9 protein-coding genes are annotated in these 19233 nt (G+C 42.0%); 2 read left to right on the top strand and 7 right to left on the bottom strand.

All coding sequences use genetic code 11. The annotated features are described in order from the left end of the window. Window positions 1-2: 2 nt before the first annotated feature. From D0T84_RS09425 to D0T84_RS23220, 7 genes are all read right to left on the bottom strand, one after another. Window positions 3-3758, bottom strand: coding sequence for an FISUMP domain-containing protein (locus D0T84_RS09425; RefSeq protein WP_163307631.1), 3756 nt, complete (start codon window positions 3756-3758; stop codon window positions 3-5). A 586-nt stretch (window positions 3759-4344) separates the two neighbouring features. Then, window positions 4345-5232, bottom strand: coding sequence for a helix-turn-helix domain-containing protein (locus D0T84_RS09430; protein ID WP_163307632.1), 888 nt, complete (start codon window positions 5230-5232; stop codon window positions 4345-4347). A gap of 936 nt (window positions 5233-6168) precedes the next feature. Further along, window positions 6169-6861, bottom strand: a complete 693-nt coding sequence (locus D0T84_RS09435; protein WP_163307633.1) for an NUDIX domain-containing protein — start codon at window positions 6859-6861, stop codon at window positions 6169-6171. A 102-nt stretch (window positions 6862-6963) separates the two neighbouring features. Beyond that, complete coding sequence (locus tag D0T84_RS09440) at window positions 6964-9318, bottom strand: glycoside hydrolase family 127 protein (RefSeq protein ID WP_163307634.1); 2355 nt, start codon at window positions 9316-9318, stop codon at window positions 6964-6966. Between the two features lie 478 nt (window positions 9319-9796). After that, complete coding sequence (locus tag D0T84_RS09445; protein ID WP_163307635.1) at window positions 9797-11764, bottom strand: alpha-L-arabinofuranosidase C-terminal domain-containing protein; 1968 nt, start codon at window positions 11762-11764, stop codon at window positions 9797-9799. A 67-nt stretch (window positions 11765-11831) separates the two neighbouring features. Continuing rightward, window positions 11832-13763, bottom strand: coding sequence for a glycoside hydrolase family 97 protein (locus D0T84_RS09450; RefSeq protein WP_163307636.1), 1932 nt, complete (start codon window positions 13761-13763; stop codon window positions 11832-11834). Between the two features lie 12 nt (window positions 13764-13775). Continuing rightward, complete coding sequence (locus tag D0T84_RS23220; RefSeq protein WP_163307637.1) at window positions 13776-14339, bottom strand: sugar O-acetyltransferase; 564 nt, start codon at window positions 14337-14339, stop codon at window positions 13776-13778. Window positions 14340-15513: 1174 nt separating this feature from the next. On the opposite strand from D0T84_RS23220, the gene lpdA reads away from it, so the two are divergent. Then, a complete protein-coding gene (gene lpdA / locus D0T84_RS09460; protein WP_163307638.1) occupies window positions 15514-16869 on the top strand; it encodes a dihydrolipoyl dehydrogenase in 1356 nt (451 codons plus the stop codon). 374 nt (window positions 16870-17243) lie between these two features. After that, window positions 17244-18359 carry a DEAD/DEAH box helicase gene (locus D0T84_RS09465; protein ID WP_163307639.1) on the top strand — a complete coding sequence of 372 codons (1116 nt, stop codon included), beginning with the start codon at window positions 17244-17246 and terminating at the stop codon, window positions 18357-18359. Window positions 18360-19233 lie beyond the last annotated feature (874 nt).

The following is a 19233-nucleotide window of genomic DNA, read 5'->3' on the forward strand; positions in this document are numbered from 1 at the left end:
AACTATGTTGTTTTTAACGTTCTCCTCCTTGTCACTTTTTCAGCGATTGAAGAATCCTTATAGTAAGCCTTCGGGGTGATAAAACCCCGAAGGTCAATACTGAGGTTGATATTATTACGGCTGTGTCTTACCTTCAATACATCGTATAGAAAGGCCTTCTGCGCGATAGAAGCCATTGCTCGGAATAGCGCTTCCTGCATTGAAATACAGATAGTATGAGAGTTGTTTTCCGTTAGGGGTACACTCCAGTAATGGCCAAAGCTACCTACTAATCCCAGCGAGGCATCGGCGCTGCTACGGGTGCCCGCTGCGGGCAAAAGTAGAGCATCAGCCAGTTTGTAGCCGCTAACACTATTGGCTAAGAATGTACCCTCTCGAGACCATGTATTAGCCAGACCGTCAGCAGCAACAGGATTACTTACACTGCTGGTTCCTCCTAGCAGAAGAGCAGCCCACTGTTTCTGGCTCGGAACTTTCCAGCCTGAAGGGCATGGATTATTAGTCGGTATCTTCCACTCCTTATCATCGTATAACTGTGAACTAGGAATAGCTTCTCCATTGCCCCAAAGGTTTATGTTAGAAGGTTTTTGCCAGTCGTTATCGGCATCTGATACACTTTTGATGAATTTGCCTCTCTTTTCTCCCGAAGTAACCTGTCCGGTACTGCTATCCAAATCGCTCGCTTGAGCAACGGTAGATGAGCTAACACCGGTGGAACTGCCATACCCGCTAGGATAGAAGTGAGTAGAGCTACTGTTTCCCCGCACCTGATGATCGTCATCTAGCCGTCCCCATTGGTAGAGGTCACCCAGGCAATCGCAAGGGTCGGTGCTGTCTTGCGCGCCCAAGTTCACATGGGCGTAAGCTACTTTAATCAGATCTGTATCAGGATCGCCAATGGTAAAAGAGCCATCTATGCCCTCTTTCCATGCATTCACATATATAGGCGACAATTCTCCTACGCCGTTTATAGCTCGCATTACCAGCACATCATAGTTGGGCGCTTGCACTGTTTCATCGCCTACTGTCATTTTGCAGGTAATGCTTACAGTCTTTTTATAATTGCCCAGATCATCTTCTACCGTACGGACATTAGCAGCATCAAAAAGAAAGACGGCTTCATTGGCTCCATGCCAGGCTCTACCATCTACCAACCACTGGTATGAGGTAGGGGTATCGCCTGTATAAGAAGCTGTCAGGGTCATTTTTTGGTAGTTGAACATATATGGGATACAGCTTTCTACCCTAGCATTATCGTCTACCGGTGGTGTGTCTTCTATTACACAACGTACCGGGAAGGCAAAGGCGCGGTTTTCAATCCCAAGCGGCATGACATGGTTGCTACTGAAAAACAAGAAATGAGGATCCTTATCCGGAGCACTTAAGGAACTAGCCCAATAGTCTCCATTAACGTTTTTGCTTCTCCACTCTCCGTTTCTCCTGTGTTTACCGCCGGCTGCCGGTAAATAAAGTGCATTGGCGATCTTGTATCCACCCGGTAAATTCTTATCTTCGGAAGGAGCGCCTATCCACTGCCAGCTATTGATGGTGGCATTTTCGGCAACACCATAATCCAAAGTTTCACTGTAGATAGATTTCCATTGCAATCCGCTTGGTATCTTCCATCCATCAGGGCAAGGATCGTTGACGGTTTTGGCCTGAACAAGGTTGGTTGTTCCATCTCCCCAAAGAGTTTTTATGCTAGGAAAACGCCAGTCTTCAAAACCATTCACTCCATTATTCTTTATGAATTTACCATACGCTCCGTGTCCCGATACAATTTGTCCATTAGCATCGAAGTTAGCGGCTCCGCTTACACGTCCATTTTCTGACGAAAAATCATCAGTCGGATAATTGGGAGCTGTTTGTTCGTAATATGTATCACCACGGCTGTAGCGTCCCCACTGATAGTAGTAGCCATACATGTTACATGGATCTGTTTCGTTTTCCACCCCCAGGTTTACATGGGCTATTGTCTGTTTTGGTAACTGGTTTCCATCTTCGTCTCTAGCTGCCACATATATAGGCGACAATTTTCCTTTAGTAGCTTTTACTACCAGTACTTCATAATTGTTGGCCAGTACTATATGGCCGTTTATTGTCATCCGGCAGGTAATGTTTACTGCCTTTTTCCAGTTGCCCAGTTCATCCTCTTCCAGCTCCAGGCTGGCCGGAGAATAAGCAAAGGTGCTTGTGGTGGCGCCAGCTACAGCCGTTTCGTCTACCAGCCACTGGTATGAGGTAGGTGTGCCGTCGCTGTGCGAGGCTGTCAGGGTCATTGTTTGGTAGTTAAACATATAAGGGAGACAGCTCTCTACCTTAGCCTTAGGGTCTACCGGGTCTGCGATGCAGCGTAGCGAGAAACCACTGGCGGCAAAGTTGCCCCTATTAGCTTCTATTTCGTTTATATTGAATCCCATAAAAAAGGGAAGACGCTCATGGTCGAAAGTACTGCTCCAGTAAAAGCCGGTACTGAATTCATCTTCAAATGCACCAGTGAGCGGATATCGTCTGCCGGCAGCCGGCAGATACAGTGCTTCGGCTACTTTCATACCGCTGTTACGCTCACTAGGGGAGGTAGAAGTAATCCACGACCATGTGTTGGCAGTGGCAAGAAGCGGATTGCCTCTTTCTCCTCCTATACGGTATATGGCCTGCCATTGAAGGCTGCTTGGTATCTGCCAGCCTGTCGGACAAGGGTCATTTATCGTTTTTGTCTGAACATATCTGTTGTATCCACTACCCCAAAGGTTCTTTATATGCGGGAGGCGCCAGTCGCCGGAAGCTGGATCCAGAACCTTTATGAACTTGCCATAAGGAGTCTTTCCGTCTCCATCGATGTAGGTTGATAGTATTTGTCCATTGGCATCAAAGGCGAGGGGATTAGTTACAGCACCATCTTCACTTGTGTTATCATCATTCGGATAATTTGGACTGGAAGACGAAATGTATCCATCATTTAAGCTATAACGTCCCCATTGGAAAAAGTGACCACCTCTTAATTCGCAAGGAGACGCCATATTTTCATCGCCCAGATTTACATGGGCAATGGCTGTCTTTACAAGGCCATCGCCTGCTTCGTTCCATGCCCATACGTATATGGGCGACAATACGCCTCTGGTAGCTTGCACCACCAATATTTCGTAGTCCTCGGTCTGTATATAGTGGTCATCTACTACCATCCGGCAAGTGAAGGTTACAGTCTTCTTCCAGTTGCCCAACTCATCCTCGGTGAGGGTAATACCGGTAGGGTCGTAATAATAAGTAGAGTTGGTGGCTCCGGGTACTTCCAGCCCATCTACTACCCACTGGTACGAGGTGGGCGTTATTCCTGGCGAGGTATAAATGGCAGTCAAACTCGCTGTCTGATAAGTAAACATATAAGGCAGGCAGCTTTCTATCCTGGCTTTGTCGTCGACAGGATATACCGGAGGTTCTCCGCCACAGGTAGATATCCATTTGCTCCCGTTCCAAAACTCAAGGCAATTGGTTGTTGTATTGAAAATAGTCAACCCTTTGGCAAGGCCTTCTTTCTCAGCCTGAAATTCGGTTGTGGTAGTTATCGCGTTGCGCTCCTGGGTGGTAAGATGAGCCATACGAAGCCCTTTATCGCGATTGGAAATAATTTCCAGAACAGAAAAATTCTTAGGAGTAGTATCGTCACCTATCGTGACCTGCGCACTGATCGATTGTCCTGAAATCAGGAATACAGCAAACAGCAGAAATCTCTCCAGTTTGTGTAGTAGGTCTTTTCTCATATTGTTGTTTTTTTGATAATGAATTTGGTATTGTTTGTCTGTTTGTCAATTTAGTTGTTATCTTATTTGTTTTTGTCTCGTATAGGTAGTATTAAATTAATATGTATTGTTGAGCCAGTCTTGTTTTCTTGATATGGGTTGTCTTGTTTGCCTGTAAAGAAAAAGGGGGTACGACTTTCTCAAGCCATACCCTCTGTGTGAAGACAATTTAAGTTTATTGAAGACAAACTTACAACAAGACAAATTTTGAATTTGTGCAAAAAATAATTCTATTGTATATGTTCTTACTACATTATACAACTGATAAATAAGGTCGGGAAGCCACTGCTTGTTGTCTGTATTTTTAAAATCAGAGCAATTGTGTATGCTACCAGCATATTTATACACTTGTTTTCTGTGTAGAGTGTGCATATTTGTTATCATTTTTTTGATAGAGACAAATATAACGCCCTCCTAAAATCATTCATTTAGGCATTTGTATTGTCTATATTTCTAAGCCTGCCATTCTAAAAATGACAAAGCAATCTTCAACTTTTATATATCTTATTTTCGAATACAAATATATTTTGATAAAACGGCTTAGATGTTACTCATAACCGGACGGATTTTGTCCATTTCCGCCATCTTTCTTATTTTCCCGTATTTGTCCGGGTGTTTTCCCGAAATGTTGTTTGATAAAGTTATTGAATGCGGAGGGAGAATTAAAGCCGAAATTATCACTTATCTGCTTTAGGCTCATATCACTGGTGTTGATGTAGTGGTATGCTTCCATCGCTTTGCGGCGTTTCATCCAGCTATAAGGAGAGCAGGCAAATACTTTTCTGAACCTTTTTTCAAAACCGGATACTGTATAGTTCATCGCTTCTGCCATCTCAGACAGGGAGTTGTAGCGGTTGCTGTTATCCATTACAAATTGAGAGAAAGTGGTATCTGTAGTCAGTGCGGAAGAAAAGAAACGGCGCAATTCTTCCTTAGAATAGAAGGCTCTGAATATAAACATCAGTTCCTTGACTTTATCTTCGTTATAATACCGGCATCGCAAACCTGCATTATGGCATAGGATAAGCATATCCAAATATTTTTCCATTACTGGGTTTACTTCCAGCAGAAAGCTCTGTGAGTTATAGTCCTCTCCTGTTATGACACGTTGCAGATCTTCTACCTTAAAACAGTCGCAAAGTTGTATTCTGTTGTAGAGGCGTATCACAAGTATGTGTGTGTATGCTTGTGCAACGCATGTGATACGACTGCCTGCTGGTATAAAAAGCATTTGTCCTTTGGTTATACGAGAAGCTTCTACATTTCCCATAGAGTATTCCATTTCTCCATCCAAAACAAATAAAATTTTGTTGACCATAGGTATTATCTGCTGAGTAGTACTTTCGTCTATGTACATTTCTTGTATTACCGGACGTTGTCTGGTTTCATAGTTGGGACAATTAAGATGTTCCCCGGCATAGAGTAGCTTTGCCATAGTGTTGCTTTTTTCGCTGTTTATCAGGGTGCTAGGTGGATGTTATTTGGGATAAACAGATGTTAAATATTAGCATCAATAATAGGATACTGACGCGTTCTTTTTGCCTTAAGTTCTTGGTAAGTAGTTTCTTAGTGTACTTTCTTCATTAAAAATACAGCGCTTTTACTCTTAATGTTTGAATGCACTAAAAGCTGATCAGAGTTCTGATAAGATTTGTTTCATACGCTTGTTGCTTTTAATAATATGCTTTATTTTGTCTTTAACTTGCTCAAAAGTATAAAAAAAGTCAGTGATTGTTATCCTCTTTTTATATTTTAACATTTTGATATCGTAATGTATTAAGCGCGTACTGATTGTAACACAAAGTGTATGAGCTGTATAGTTCTAAAAAAGTGGATTTGTTAAATCTTGTGAGTAGATATAAAGATTGCATTTTGGGATTCTATGGCTCTCAAAAATAGATCTCAAAATTTGAACGAATAAAATTTAAACAGTTACTTAGTACATGATAAAAAAAATATCCAACATGGAAAACATTGATAATTAACAAATTGACCGAAAAGTAAAATATACGCTGTCCTGTCTTTCAGACAGTAGTTTCTAAGCATTGCAATTTCCGCAGGCCAATGACCCAATGTCTTCCGGCTAAGGCTGAAAGCCTTTATTATTTCAGCCCAATGGCAAGCGAAGCGTTGCCTTGGGCTGAAATAAGACGGGCTTTCAGCCCTGATCTTTAGTTCCATAATCCTAAAGTTGATGACACTGGACCGATAATCTTGGTTATAAAAATCAGGTTTTTCAAGCCTGTTTCAATGTTTTTTGTTATGTACTAAACAGACTCTTAAAAGCTGAGCAACAAAATCTTATATCATGCCTAACAAAACCATTAGTATATTAAAACCACGATAAGTAATTACAAGTGATATTCCCCGATTATAATGAAAAATAATAGCCTTTTTGCAGTAGCTGATCGTATTTTTCCTTATTGAAAGTATAATAGAACGCCCCTCTTTTCGAACTGGATTTGTCCTTTTCATCTTGTTTTTCAAGGATATCCATTTCCAGTATCTTCTTCCTGAAATTGCGCTTATCCAATGTAGTCTGGTAGATAGCCTCATAGAGCGACTGAAGCTGCGGTAAAGTAAATTTCTCAGGAAGCAGATTGAATCCGAGAGGCTGGGTCGCGGTTTTCTTTCTCAGTATCTCTATTGTGTCATCCACCATCTGATTATGGTCGAATACGAGTTTACCTACTTTATCTAGTTCTTCCCACCGCGCGTCATGTATCTTGCACAACTCATCGGCAAACATTTCAAGATCGATCAGGGCATAGTAAGCTATGGAAATAACCCGTTCGCCTTCATCGCGATTGATCTCGCCGTAAGTACCGACCTGCTCCATAAATACATCCTTAATCCCTGTATATTCGAACAGTACACGCGACACCGTTTCGGAAAGGCTTTCGTCTGAACGAAGGAAACCTCCCATCAGTGTATCGTGCCCCTCAAGGGGTTCAAACTTACGTTTGGATATCAACAGGTACAACTTACCTTCCTTGAACCCAAGAATGATACAATCGACTGATACATAAAACTTTTCCTGTTCTCTATAAAATAATGGTGTCATTTAAAGTTGAATTAAGCCTTACATAAGTGTAAGTGATACATTTATTCATAAAGTTGGCAAATATACTATTATTTTCTTCCAATATCCAAATTCTCAACAATATCAATATTTATCTGAGAGAATCCTTACTTCTGCAATTCTGGGCGTTACCGCATTTGAATGTGCCTGAAATTTAACGACAGGGTTAGCCTGTCCCATATTATCGGGAATGCTGAAATGCAAATATGCAAAATTACCAAACTCTACTATTTCTGGTTCTGAAAGCTTCCGCTCATTTATATAAGCGTCAAAATTACTGAAATTCCTATTATTAAGAACTTTCAAGAAGAGATATTTTGCTTTTCCGTTTCCGTTTTTCATCTGATAGCTAAACCACCCCCGGGCTTCGCGCCAATGTACATCTTCTTCAAAACCTGTATATGAGTCCTCCGACTGTATAAAATGGTCGGATTCGGGTTGCTGTTCGCCACATACTACTTTATCTATAGTAATTTCATCTAGTTTGATACGTTCCTGTTCTTCCTGCTCAATCTGCCGTTGAAGTTCTTTCACGCCATCTGGTGTAGCCTGAGGCCAGTAAATGATATAACGGGAATCGTGCAGGCGGAAAAACGGTATTAGTTCCAAACCATCCTTATACTTATCTGTATATAAATCACCCAGATGGAATGTCAGGGATTTTCCGTCTACAGGTTTCAAGAGTGAAGCCATATTCTCGGGGCTGCCGACTACTATCGGCATTTCCTTCAAAGGTATTTGCCTGCCATGTGCAACATGCCCGCCACGGCTATCGTCGGCAAAGAGCCCTGTCATATCTTCCGTTCCCGTTTTGGCTGCCAATACTACAGGCCCGTAGCGGAACGAGTAATAATTTGACTTATCCGGCAATTGCTCGGCAGTAACATGCATCGGCATTTGCATCACTACTTTATCTCCGTTTTTCCATTTACGGTTTATCGCCACATAATCTTCTTCTGACCCGATCGGGAAATCCTTTCCATTTACAGAAACCTTAAGCTCTCCTTTTTTTACCCAGTTCGGATAACGTAGTTTTAATGTAAAAACCTTCGAATCCTGAGTATTTATGACAAAAGTAGTTGAAGGTTCATCCGGAAATGAATTTGTCTGGATAAACTTCACTCCTTTTTCCTTCCAGTCCAATTCGGATGAAATGAATAAATTGACATACAATTCATTATCGGTATGCGCGTAAATCATCTCTCCATATTTGGCATGGTTCTCTATACCCGAGCCTACACAACACCAGAAGCTGGTCTGCGGTTGCGAATACACACGGTAATGTCCCGGACGCATCTGGGTAAAATAAACGAAACCGCCTGTTTCGGGATGCTGTGTGGAAAGGATATGATTGTACAATGCCCGTTCGTAATAATCAACATACTTTTTATCCAGAGAAGTCTGGTAAAGCATACGGGACAAACGAAGCATATTGTACGTATTGCAGGTTTCAGGCCCTTCGATATGTTCTATCATACGGGAAAAATCATTCAGCGGATTAAAGTGCTCACTTACGCTGTTTCCTCCAATACAAACCGAACGGTGCTCTACAACTGTCTCCCAGAAAAAACGGGAAGCCTCCGACCATGATTCATTGCCTTCTACATCGGCTACACGTTTGTAACCCAACACCTTTGGTATCTGTGTATTGGCGTGCATACCTGTCAGTTTATCTTCATGATTCATCAAAGGGTTGAGAATAGCCTGATGTGAAAACTGATGCGCCAACTTCAGGTATTTTTCATTTCCAGTAATGGCTGCAACATCGGCAAATGTTTCGTTCAGTCCGCCATGTTCGCTGCGAAGCATATCCTGTATCTGCTCTTCCGACAACTTAGAAACAAGGCTGATAGCCCAGTCCGTCATCTTTATCAGCATTTCCTTTGCCATATCGCTCCCTGCATGCAAATATGCATCGCGCAATCCTGCATAGGTCTTGTGTATATTATACAACGGAACCCATCTGGCATTCAGGTCGAAACCTCCTGCCCTGATATTTCCGTCTGCCACTTCCTGCCAGATAGCTTTTCCTCCGGGAACACCGCCGATATAGCCATTGCCATTAGCATCCTGACAGCGCCTCAACTCGGCCAGCATATAATCCAGACGGTTTTTTATATCCTGGTCGCCTGTGGATGCGTACATCAACGACAAAGCTGACAGGTAATGTCCGCCGATATGCCCGTCAAGCCCTGTATTCTCCCAGTTGGTGTAACTTTCTGCTTTGGGTGTCAAGCCCGCCTCCCGAAGAAAAGGAGAAAGCAACCTGTCGGCATTCAGTTCCAACAAGTATTGTCTGTCTAAATCCTGAGCATGTTTGAACGGGCTATTTAGCAGCTTTACATCCTGCAAAGGAAAATATTCGATTTTAGGACTTAACTGTGCAACAGCAGCTATTGCGTATATAAGAGATATTATTAATACAGATAGTTTTTTCATTTTATTTTTTAACCTAAGGTGATAGAAAGTGACAAAACCAAATAATACAGAAATCTAATTTTCAAATATTTACATTAAAAAAGTGACAAAAGTAACAGTTTTTCTATTATTCAAATTTGTTACTTTAACTAATCTCGACTTGATACCCAATAGATAAATAAGAAAATAATAAATTAAAAATAAGGAATCCGAGTACTCCTTCTATAAGCAGCTCCGGATTCCTCTTTCATTGTTGAATTGGACTAAGAAACTGTTTAAATTTTATACGAATATTTTATTATACCTTTTTCTTCGTTCATTTTTAGGCTGTTTTAGGCTGTTTTTTCCTTTCTCTCAACTCAATTGTTAAATCGGCGGAGCCAAATAGCCCGCTATTATCGTTTCGAGGAAGAACCAACGGTCACAGGAGCGAAGCGTATGTAAATAAGCATCTCTAAAACAGCTCTAAAAATTTGAACGAATAAAATTTAAACAGTTTCTAAAGTTTTATCTTATATACATTAAATGATTGAGCCTGAGCTTTTATATTCAATACGTTTCCTTCTATTGTTGCTGAAGTCTTCTGAGGAATAAGGTTTGAAGGATTATCCAATGTATTGATTGATTTTAAATCATTGTTTTGCATGGTAACACAGTCGCCAACAGTATACGAAGCACCCTTTTTACCTCCGGTCAGCGTTACTTTAATATCCTTTGCCTCTGTTCCCGTATTGGCAACCTTTACGATATAGCAATTCTGACCTTTGTCGTATACCGCAGAAGCATACAGATTATCCTGTCCGGCAATCGCTTTTTTATCTCTTGTCAGAGTCATAACGTTTGAGCCTGCATTATGGGCATAAAGCTGTTGCACATAATAGTTAGGCGTTTTCATCATCCTGAGGTTATCGAACCAGATCATGTCAGGATTCCATTGCCAGGCATCTACATGCGCAAACAATGGCGCATAAGTACACATGTGTACGATATCGGCATTACGCTCCAAGCCTGTCATAAACGCAGCTTCGGTCAACGCCGAAAGGAAGTTATTCTGCTTACCTGTAGAGTGGTCGTGTGAGGCATATTCTCCTGCAAAAACAGCTGGGCCTTTGCGGTCGTAATTGTCGTAACGGCTTGCATTAGCAAGGAACCATTCCGGCTCTTTATAGTAATGCTCATCTACCAAATCTACTTTCAGACGTTTCATCTCAGGCCACAGGTAATCGAACTGCTCTCCATCGGCAGAAGGGCCTGAGCTACCTATGACTTTTATATCAGGATATTTTGCACGGATAGCTTTTACAAACGGTTCCAGACGTTCAGGATATTCCTTACCCCATTGTTCATTACCTATACCAATATATTTTAAGTTGAAAGGTGCCGGATGTCCCATATCGGCACGTAGTTTTCCCCATGTAGAAGAAGTAGAGCCATTCGCAAATTCAATCAAATCCAGCGCATCCTGTACATAAGAGTCAAGTTCGCCTACAGGTACATGGCAATGTTCTCCTTCATTCTGGAACTGGCAAGCCAGCCCGCAACTAAGCACAGGAAGCGGTTCTGCACCCATATCTTCCGACAACAGGAAGTATTCGTAGAAACCTAGTCCATAACTCTGATAGTAATCAGGGAAGAAACGATGAGGGAATGTATAGTGCCAACGGTTTTCGTTTACAGGCCTGTTCTCTACCGGGCCAACACTTTTTTTCCAGTCGTAACGAGAATCTAAGTCTGTACCTTCAACAATACATCCTCCGGGAAAACGGAATACACCCGGATGAATATCAGTCAAAGCTTGCGCAAGGTCTTTCCTCAAACCGTTTTCACGGCCTTTGTATGTATCTGCAGGGAATAGAGAAACATGCTCTAAGGCAACAGATCCGGCAGAAGCAAGAAAAATGCGCAGGTGCCCTTTATCTTCTGTGGCTGTGGATATTAGTGTTACCTGATATTTTTTCCAGTCAGATGCGTTGATTGTTATTTCCTCACCACCGATAATATTACTCTTTGAATCAATCAGTTCAACTCTTATTTTCTGATCGCCGGCAGCATTCATATTCTTCGCCCATACCGAGAAACGGTATGTAGCATCTTTTTTGAATCCCATACCGCGGAATCCTTCATTCTCGATTCCCGTACGCTTATGCACATGTCCGGGATCGGAGAGGATTACATAATTCGGATTACGGTCGAACAAAGGATTGTTCTTCGCTACCTCTACCTTTCCGAATGTGTACCAGCCCATCAGGCTTTGCGGGAAATCGAACGAACGGTTTTTCACTAATTCGGCATACAGGCCTCCGTCTGCTGCAAAATTGATATCTTCAAAGAACAATCCGTACATTGTGGATTGGATAGGCGCTCCTACCTTTTTTGTATCCAGTTCAAAATCATAGGTCTGTTGCGCATACATATTTTGCCCGATAGCAAATAAGGCAGCGAGGCTTAAAATTTTAGTTAGTTTCATGAGTTTATAATAAATTATGAGTTAAGAATTAAGAGTTACAAGTTATTGATCGTTAATCGCTGACTGTCTAAAACACAATTACAAATCCGCCATTCGGCTGCATTTCTACTCTTAGTTTTCCATTATCCAAAGTCACAGTCTTCTGAGAGAAAGTCCTGTTGGTATCGCCATCCGTTATCATCGAACCGTCGCCTCTGATTCCCAGCGAAGACAGGTCTAAATCTAATGATTTCACTGTTGTTTCAGCATTAATACCCGCAACATACCACTTATCCCCCGACTTACGGGCAAACACCGCATATTTAGCAGGGAAACCGTCAATCAACTTAAGGTCGTCCCAAACACGGGGCACATGTTTCATATATTCCTGAACATAGTCCGGTTGTTTTGCCATACTCTCCGGTATTTCCACGTAATGCTGAAGCCCCGATTGGAACAGAACAGTAAGCGCTATTTCAAATCCATTGGAAGTACGGCGCTCAATGCCCGGAATTTCGCCAAAACACACAGGTGTGAAATCCATAGGGCCTACAACATTTCGGGCAAAAACGGCTGTAGCACAATGTTGCGGAGCCAGATCGGCCGTTTCCTGAGTAAAGGTGATAAATTCGAAGCCTTTTATTGACTCTAACGTCATCAGGTTAGGAAAAGTACGGCTCCATCCACGAGGCACGGTGGTTCCGTGGAAGTTTAGCATCAACTTATAATCCGCGGCGTCCTGCATCATATCATAATAATATTGTATAGCAGAAGGACCGTCGCCCGGCCAGAAGTCTACTTTCAGACCTTTTACACCCATCTTGCTTACACGTTCAAATTCGGCGCGGCGGGCATCTTTTTCCAGCAATGCACTCTTAGGAGTATAATGCGTTTCGTTCCAGTCTCCGGATGAATTATACCATAAGATAAGACCTACATTTTTTGATTTAGCATAATCGATAAGCTCCTGCATTCTGTCGTAACCGATACGCTTATCCCATTCTACATCAACAAGGACATATTCCCACGTCATAGAAGATGCGTAATCAATATATTGTTTTTGCCGGTCATAGTTCACAGAGTTATCTTTTTCGATTCCCCAGCTCCATGCAGCACGTCCGGGTTTTACGAAGTCTATATTTTCTATACGGCTTGGTTCCGACACATCCGTTACCATTGTATTCTCTACTATATCACTCAATTTGCCTACCATTATTACACGCCAGGGAGAACGCAGAGGTAATTTGGATACCGGAGTGATAGGGTCTGTCGGTTTTACAGTTTCGCCTTTCTGCGGAAATTCGATAAAATATTCTCCATCGGGGCTATCCTGCGCCAAACGCGTCCCGCAATATGTAGGTTCCAGCCCTGCTTCGGTAAGCAACACCCACGATTCTCCTGATTTATACAACGCCGGGAAACTCCAGCCCGCAAGTTTAGGCGCCTGAGTACCAACAGGGACATCTGTAATATAATTATCTTCGTAGCTAGGGCATGTCTGCGCCCAGCAGTTCTTTACATCATCGTGCGGATGAAGCCATGCTTTCGCCGCTGACGGAAATTTGAAAGATGTAATTTCCTTTTCAATTGTCTTTTCATTTTCCGAGGTTTCATCGAATACATATCTGAAAGCAACCCCGTTATCGGAAATATGAAATGTTATCAGCATCTGCTTTCCTTCCGGATTGCGAACCGTCACATCCCATTCATTCGCTTTAAAGCTGTTATTCAGTTTCTTCTCGGCAGGAGTAGTATACGTACCGTTCACCTCTCTCTTACCACTGATTTTAGCGACCTCAAGTTTGGAATAGTCAGCGTCACTCATTACCAACCCCAAAGCCGAAGGTTCGAGGACAACTTCTGCTCCTTTTTTAACAATATAGCGTAAAACCTGTAATGAGTCAGTCTGTAGTTCTACACTTATTTTCCCGTCAGGGCTCGTCATATTACTTTGCGTACCTGAGCATGAGAATAACAACATTACACATAGGAAAGTGAACAATCCTATTACTTTTTTCATAGCTTAAATTCTTTATTTAGTTTTTATATTTAGTTTCTTCACAATACGGGCAGGGTTTCCGACAGCCAACGAATCTGCGGGAACGTCTTTTGTAACAACCGAACCTGCACCGATAACCGAACGGTCGCCTATGGTAACTCCCGGAAGAATTGTAGAATGTCCGCCTATCCAGCAGTCTTTACCTATAACTACAGGCTTGCAGTCTTCCCATTCCCTCCTGTCGGCAATATCTAACGGATGGCGGGCTGTGTAAATATGCACACCGGGAGCAAGCAGGGTATTTGCACCTATACGGATAGTGCCACCATCTAAAAATACTGCGCCAAAATTGATAAATACATTTTCTTCTGCATATATATGTTCGCCATAATCACAATAAAAAGGAGGTTCCAGATGCAGGTTTTTAGCTGAATTGGGACACAACTCATTTATGGTATCCTGAAATTTGTCTGTGTAGTACTCCGTCACATTCAGGCGGTGAAGTATCTTTTTCACCTTGGTACGAAGCCCTATCATTTCCTCTCCGTGAGCCGTATATGGCTCTCCTGCAAGCATTTTTTCTTTTTCAGTTTTCATGGTTTCCGTATCCTAGAATTTATCAGATTACAATAAGTGTATTTAAAACACTTGCAAGGTATGAAAATAAGTGTAATTAGATACACTTATAAAACATGTTTTATAGCATAAATTAGAGGAATATAGAAAATAAGTGATGAAATCGTCTCAGGGGTAGTTGGAAGAATTTTCACCTGCCTCTATATGTAATTATTTGATATTTAATTAATTATGCCGATTTCATTTTATTACTTTTGCTATCTTTAAGTATTGATAATCATGCGATTATGACTATCTTTAAAGAACACAAAGTAGGAATAAACCACTATTGGGAATAATAGAGTTTATATTCAATAAAAGAGTAAGATGCATATTTTTAGGAGTTTTAGTTGCCACGACTTTCAAGTCGTGGATAATAATACAGATAGAAAACGACTTTAGTCAAAACATTTTGGCTAAAGCCATTATCTGATTAGACTATTATCCTCCTGCTAAAGCAGGAGGCAATTAAATCACAGAGACTCAAATACTACGGAACAAGTTCCGTAGGTTGAAAGTTAAAAGGATAAATCCTTTTGCGTTAATGCCTGTTTAAAAACAGGGGTTTTCTTTTCCCACCCTTCCAGGGTTTGGGAAAATTCATCCGATGGCTTGAAAAATAAACCATATATAATCTTATTGAATATGCGAATCAAGGGTTAAAAAGCACAGTAACTTATTGTCCCGAAGGGACTGAAGGTGGATAACCATGGGTAAAACCCGTGGCAGGAACTGACTGAAGAATATGTCTCCGTAGGAGGCAAATAGCAAAAACAAATGTCATTCGCCTCCTACGGAGACGGTCTATTTCTACCTGCTTTTGCCACGGGCTTTACCCGTGGTTATCCATATTAGCCCACTTCGTGGACTTAGAACCCTGACTGCAAAACAGAAGATTGATTTATAATAGTATACTGCAACCCTAAGCAACCCTTGATTCGCATTGAATATAAACTCTAATATATGAAAGACTAAGTAATTTTTTATCGTCAGATTAACAGTAGTAAGCATAAATATTCACTGTTTCATTTGGATATGTAGCGTGGATTATCCGATTTTCCGTTTATCTTTGTCATATACAGTGCAGCTTTTACTTTTTAACAATTGTTAATTGATACTAATCTTTGAATTATTGAATCTTTAAACTAATCCAGATATGACACTATACGACATTGCCATTATTGGCGGAGGACCGGCAGGTTATACAGCGGCAGAAAGAGCTTCTGCAAATGGTTTGAAAACCATCCTTTTCGAAAAAAACGCTTTGGGAGGTGTTTGTCTCAATGAAGGCTGTATCCCTACTAAGACCCTTTTGTACTCGGCCAAGACCCTTGATAATATGAAGAGCGCTCCTAAATATGGCGTTTTGGTAGAAGGCGAACCCGTATTCGATTTGCCTAAGATTATCGCCCGCAAACAAAAGACTGTGCGTAAGTTGGTTGCCGGAATAAAGCAAAAACTGGCTGTCCATGATGTGACGGTAGTAAGCGGCGAAGCGGTTATAAACGGCGAAGACGGCGAAAGGAATCTACTGATCTCCTGTAACGGGGAAACTATTACTGCGGCAAAAGTCTTGCTGTGCACAGGTTCTGAAACAATCATACCTCCTATAAAAGGTCTGGACGAAGCGGGTTTCTGGACATCGAAGGAGGCTTTGGAAAATAAGGAGGTGCCTGCAACTTTAGCTGTCATTGGCGGCGGTGTCATCGGTGTCGAATTTGCATCATTTTTCAACAGTTTGGGCGTGAAAGTGACAGTTATAGAAATGCTTCCCGAAATACTCGGGACGATGGACAAAGAACTGTCGGCCATGCTTCGTGCCGAATATACAAAAAAGGGCATCGACTTCCATGTGGGTACTAAAGTTATGGAAATTAAAGGTAATCAGGTTATAATTGAAAAAGACGGAGAGCAATCAGCCATAGAAGCGGCTCAACTCCTGCTGAGTACAGGACGTCGCCCCGTCACAGCCAACCTGAACCTTGATAAGCTGAATATTGAAATGTTCCGTAATGGTGTGAAAGTAGATGAATGGATGCGGACAACACACCCTAATGTATACGCCTGTGGGGACATCACAGGCCACTCTCTACTGGCGCACACCGCGGTGAGAGAAGGAGAAGTAGCCATAAACCATATTCTGGGCAAAGCCGACAATATGAGCTACAAGGCTATTCCCGGAGTAGTATATACCAATCCTGAAATAGCCGGAGTAGGACAAACAGAGGAAGAACTTACAGCAAAAGGCGAGACTTTTAGCATACTTAAATTACCGATGGCATATTCGGGGCGCTTTGTTGCCGAAAACGAACTGGGTAATGGAGTCTGTAAATTGATTGTGAGCGGGGATAATAAAATTATAGGTTGCCACATGTTAGGTAATCCGGCATCCGAACTGATTGTGATCGCAGGTATTGCCATCGAAAAAGGATTTACCGTAGAAGAGTTCCGCAAGATAGTCTTCCCGCACCCTACTGTCGGGGAAATTATACATGAAGCATTATTCTCTTAGTAACTGTTCAAATTTTATTCGTTCAAATTTTTAGCGATGTTTTAGCGATGTTTTTTACATACGCTTCGCTCCTGTGACCGTTGGTTCTTCCGCGAAACGATAATAGCGGGCTATTTGGCTCCGCCTATTTAACAATTGAGTTGAGAGAAAGGAAAAAATAGCGGGAAACAGACTAAAAATGAACGAAGAAAAAGGTATAATAAAATATTCGTATAAAATTTAAACAAGCTCTTATAATGCCAAACCGATTATTAGCATTATCTTTGTAAATCAAAAAAACAATTTGTGTTGGTTCTATCCTTACAGTTATTTCCCCCACTATTTGTGAATTACAAATTTAAATATGCTCTGCTAAAGGGCAGGTTGATTATTACATGACATTTCAAGAATTAGACATTATAGAGCCGATATTAAGGGCTCTGCAAGAAAAAGGATATACAAATCCTACCCCAATACAACAAGACGCAATCCCGATGGCTCTCAAAAAGCATGATATTCTGGGGCTTGCACAAACCGGAACCGGTAAAACGGCTGCATTTTCAATACCAATCATTCAGCAACTGTATCAGAATAAAGTACATGGGCGAAAAAGAGAGATAAGAGCATTGCTGATAACACCTACGCGTGAACTAGCAATCCAGATTAACGACTGTATCAAAGAATATACGAAATACACTGGTCTGAAACATTGCGTTATTTATGGTGGTGTAAAACAGAAAGCCCAAACGGATGAATTGAATAAAGGTATAGATATACTGGTGGCTACTCCGGGGCGGTTGCTTGACCTGATGAACCAGAAGTTTATAAATCTGGACTTCGTCACTCATTTTGTGCTTGACGAGGCGGACAGGATGCTCGACATGGGTTTTATACACGATATAAAGCGCATATTGCCAAAACTGCCGAAGAATAAGCAAACACTGTTTTTTTCCGCTACCATGCCTCCGGCAATAGCGATGCTTTCGCGTTCGATACTGAAGAATCCTGTGAAAGTTGAAGTTGCTCCCGTATCATCCGTTGTGGATGTGATTGAACAAAGCGTTTACTTTGTGGAAAAGCAGGACAAAAAGGATTTGCTTATCAATTTGCTGAAAAAGGATAAAAGGCAATCTGTACTGGTCTTTTCACGCACGAAACATGGAGCCGATAAGATAGCCCGCATATTATGCAAAGCCGGAATCGGTAGTGAAGCCATTCATGGAAACAAGTCGCAGAATGCACGGCAAAGGGCATTAACGAATTTCAAATCGCATAAGACACGTGTGCTGATAGCGACAGATATCGCTGCCCGGGGTATCGACGTTAACCAATTGGAACTGGTCATCAACTATGATCTGCCTGATGTGCCTGAAACTTATGTACACCGTATCGGGCGTACGGGTAGAGCAGGGCATAGCGGTACCGCTTTTACCTTTTGTGCTCAGGATGAAAGGGCATTACTTAAAGATATTCAGAAGCTAACAGGAAAAGTATTGCCGGTAGCTATATAAAAAATAAAAAGAAACAAGGAGGAGAGCTGATACATTACTGTATTGGCTCTCTTGTTTTTCCGGCAGCTTGTTGAGAAAGAGGAGGGCGTGACAAAAGTCAAAAAGGAGTAATTGTCATTGCGGGCTTGAACCACAATTCTCTCATAATCAGGGCGTGTTTCTTGGGGGATTCCGTGGCAAGTACGGAATGACAGGCTTTTGCCCGGCATATAAGATAAATCTTAGATAAAATTATGTGCATTTATTCGATACGATATCGGAGATGACGCTATCCATATTATTTTCAATTGATTACATCTTGTAACTTCGTGCGGACAGGGTTAGCCTGCCCGTACATGTATAAAATCTATACCGGACGGGCAAACCCCGCTCCTAGGAATGTCACGTTTATACAAGTTCAATTCCATTAGTCGTCTTACATACGCTTCGCTTCTGTGAACGTTGTTTGCCGTGACTCGGCATAACATGAATTTTTAATTCAGTTCTGCTCTCGCTACTTAAAACGTTCAATTATTTTTTATTCTGCGCGCAATCGCAGATTGCTTACCTTACTTTTGGCCGAAGCTCCAAAAGTAAGCAAAAAAGCATTGCGCCCCGCTTCGCTGTACGACCCACCATCGGCTTGCCGGCTGAATGAAGTGATGAAAATCTCATCTTTGTAATGATTGGCAGACGATGCTTAAAAGCGCCCGCACTTCATTCTACGCCGCCTGCACCGGGTGGGTACCCCGTACGCTGGCTGACGGCGCTGGCTGACGCCTGATTTGCAGGGTCTATCTTCTGTCTTGACGTTGCGTCGCGACTCCGTGCATCTGTTCCGCAGGCGGGGTACCCACCCGGTGCAGACGGCGTGAAACGGGATGTTGTCCGAGCC

Source organism: Dysgonomonas sp. 521 (assembly GCF_010501055.1).
In the GTDB taxonomy this organism is placed as follows: Bacteria; Bacteroidota; Bacteroidia; order Bacteroidales; family Dysgonomonadaceae; genus Dysgonomonas.

Bases quoted from the DNA above. Each gene is read 5' to 3' on its own strand.
- D0T84_RS09435 (WP_163307633.1), bottom strand. From the start codon at position 6,861: ATGACACCATTATTTTATAGAGAACAGGAAAAGTTTTATGTATCAGTC.
- D0T84_RS09430 (WP_163307632.1), bottom strand. From the start codon at position 5,232: ATGGCAAAGCTACTCTATGCCGGGGAACATCTTAATTGTCCCAACTAT.
- D0T84_RS09465 (WP_163307639.1), top strand. From the start codon at position 17,244: ATGACATTTCAAGAATTAGACATTATAGAGCCGATATTAAGGGCTCTG.
- D0T84_RS23220 (WP_163307637.1), bottom strand. From the start codon at position 14,339: ATGAAAACTGAAAAAGAAAAAATGCTTGCAGGAGAGCCATATACGGCT.
- D0T84_RS09445 (WP_163307635.1), bottom strand. From the start codon at position 11,764: ATGAAACTAACTAAAATTTTAAGCCTCGCTGCCTTATTTGCTATCGGG.
- D0T84_RS09440 (WP_163307634.1), bottom strand. From the start codon at position 9,318: ATGAAAAAACTATCTGTATTAATAATATCTCTTATATACGCAATAGCT.
- lpdA (WP_163307638.1), top strand. From the start codon at position 15,514: ATGACACTATACGACATTGCCATTATTGGCGGAGGACCGGCAGGTTAT.
- D0T84_RS09450 (WP_163307636.1), bottom strand. From the start codon at position 13,763: ATGAAAAAAGTAATAGGATTGTTCACTTTCCTATGTGTAATGTTGTTA.
- D0T84_RS09425 (WP_163307631.1), bottom strand. From the start codon at position 3,758: ATGAGAAAAGACCTACTACACAAACTGGAGAGATTTCTGCTGTTTGCT.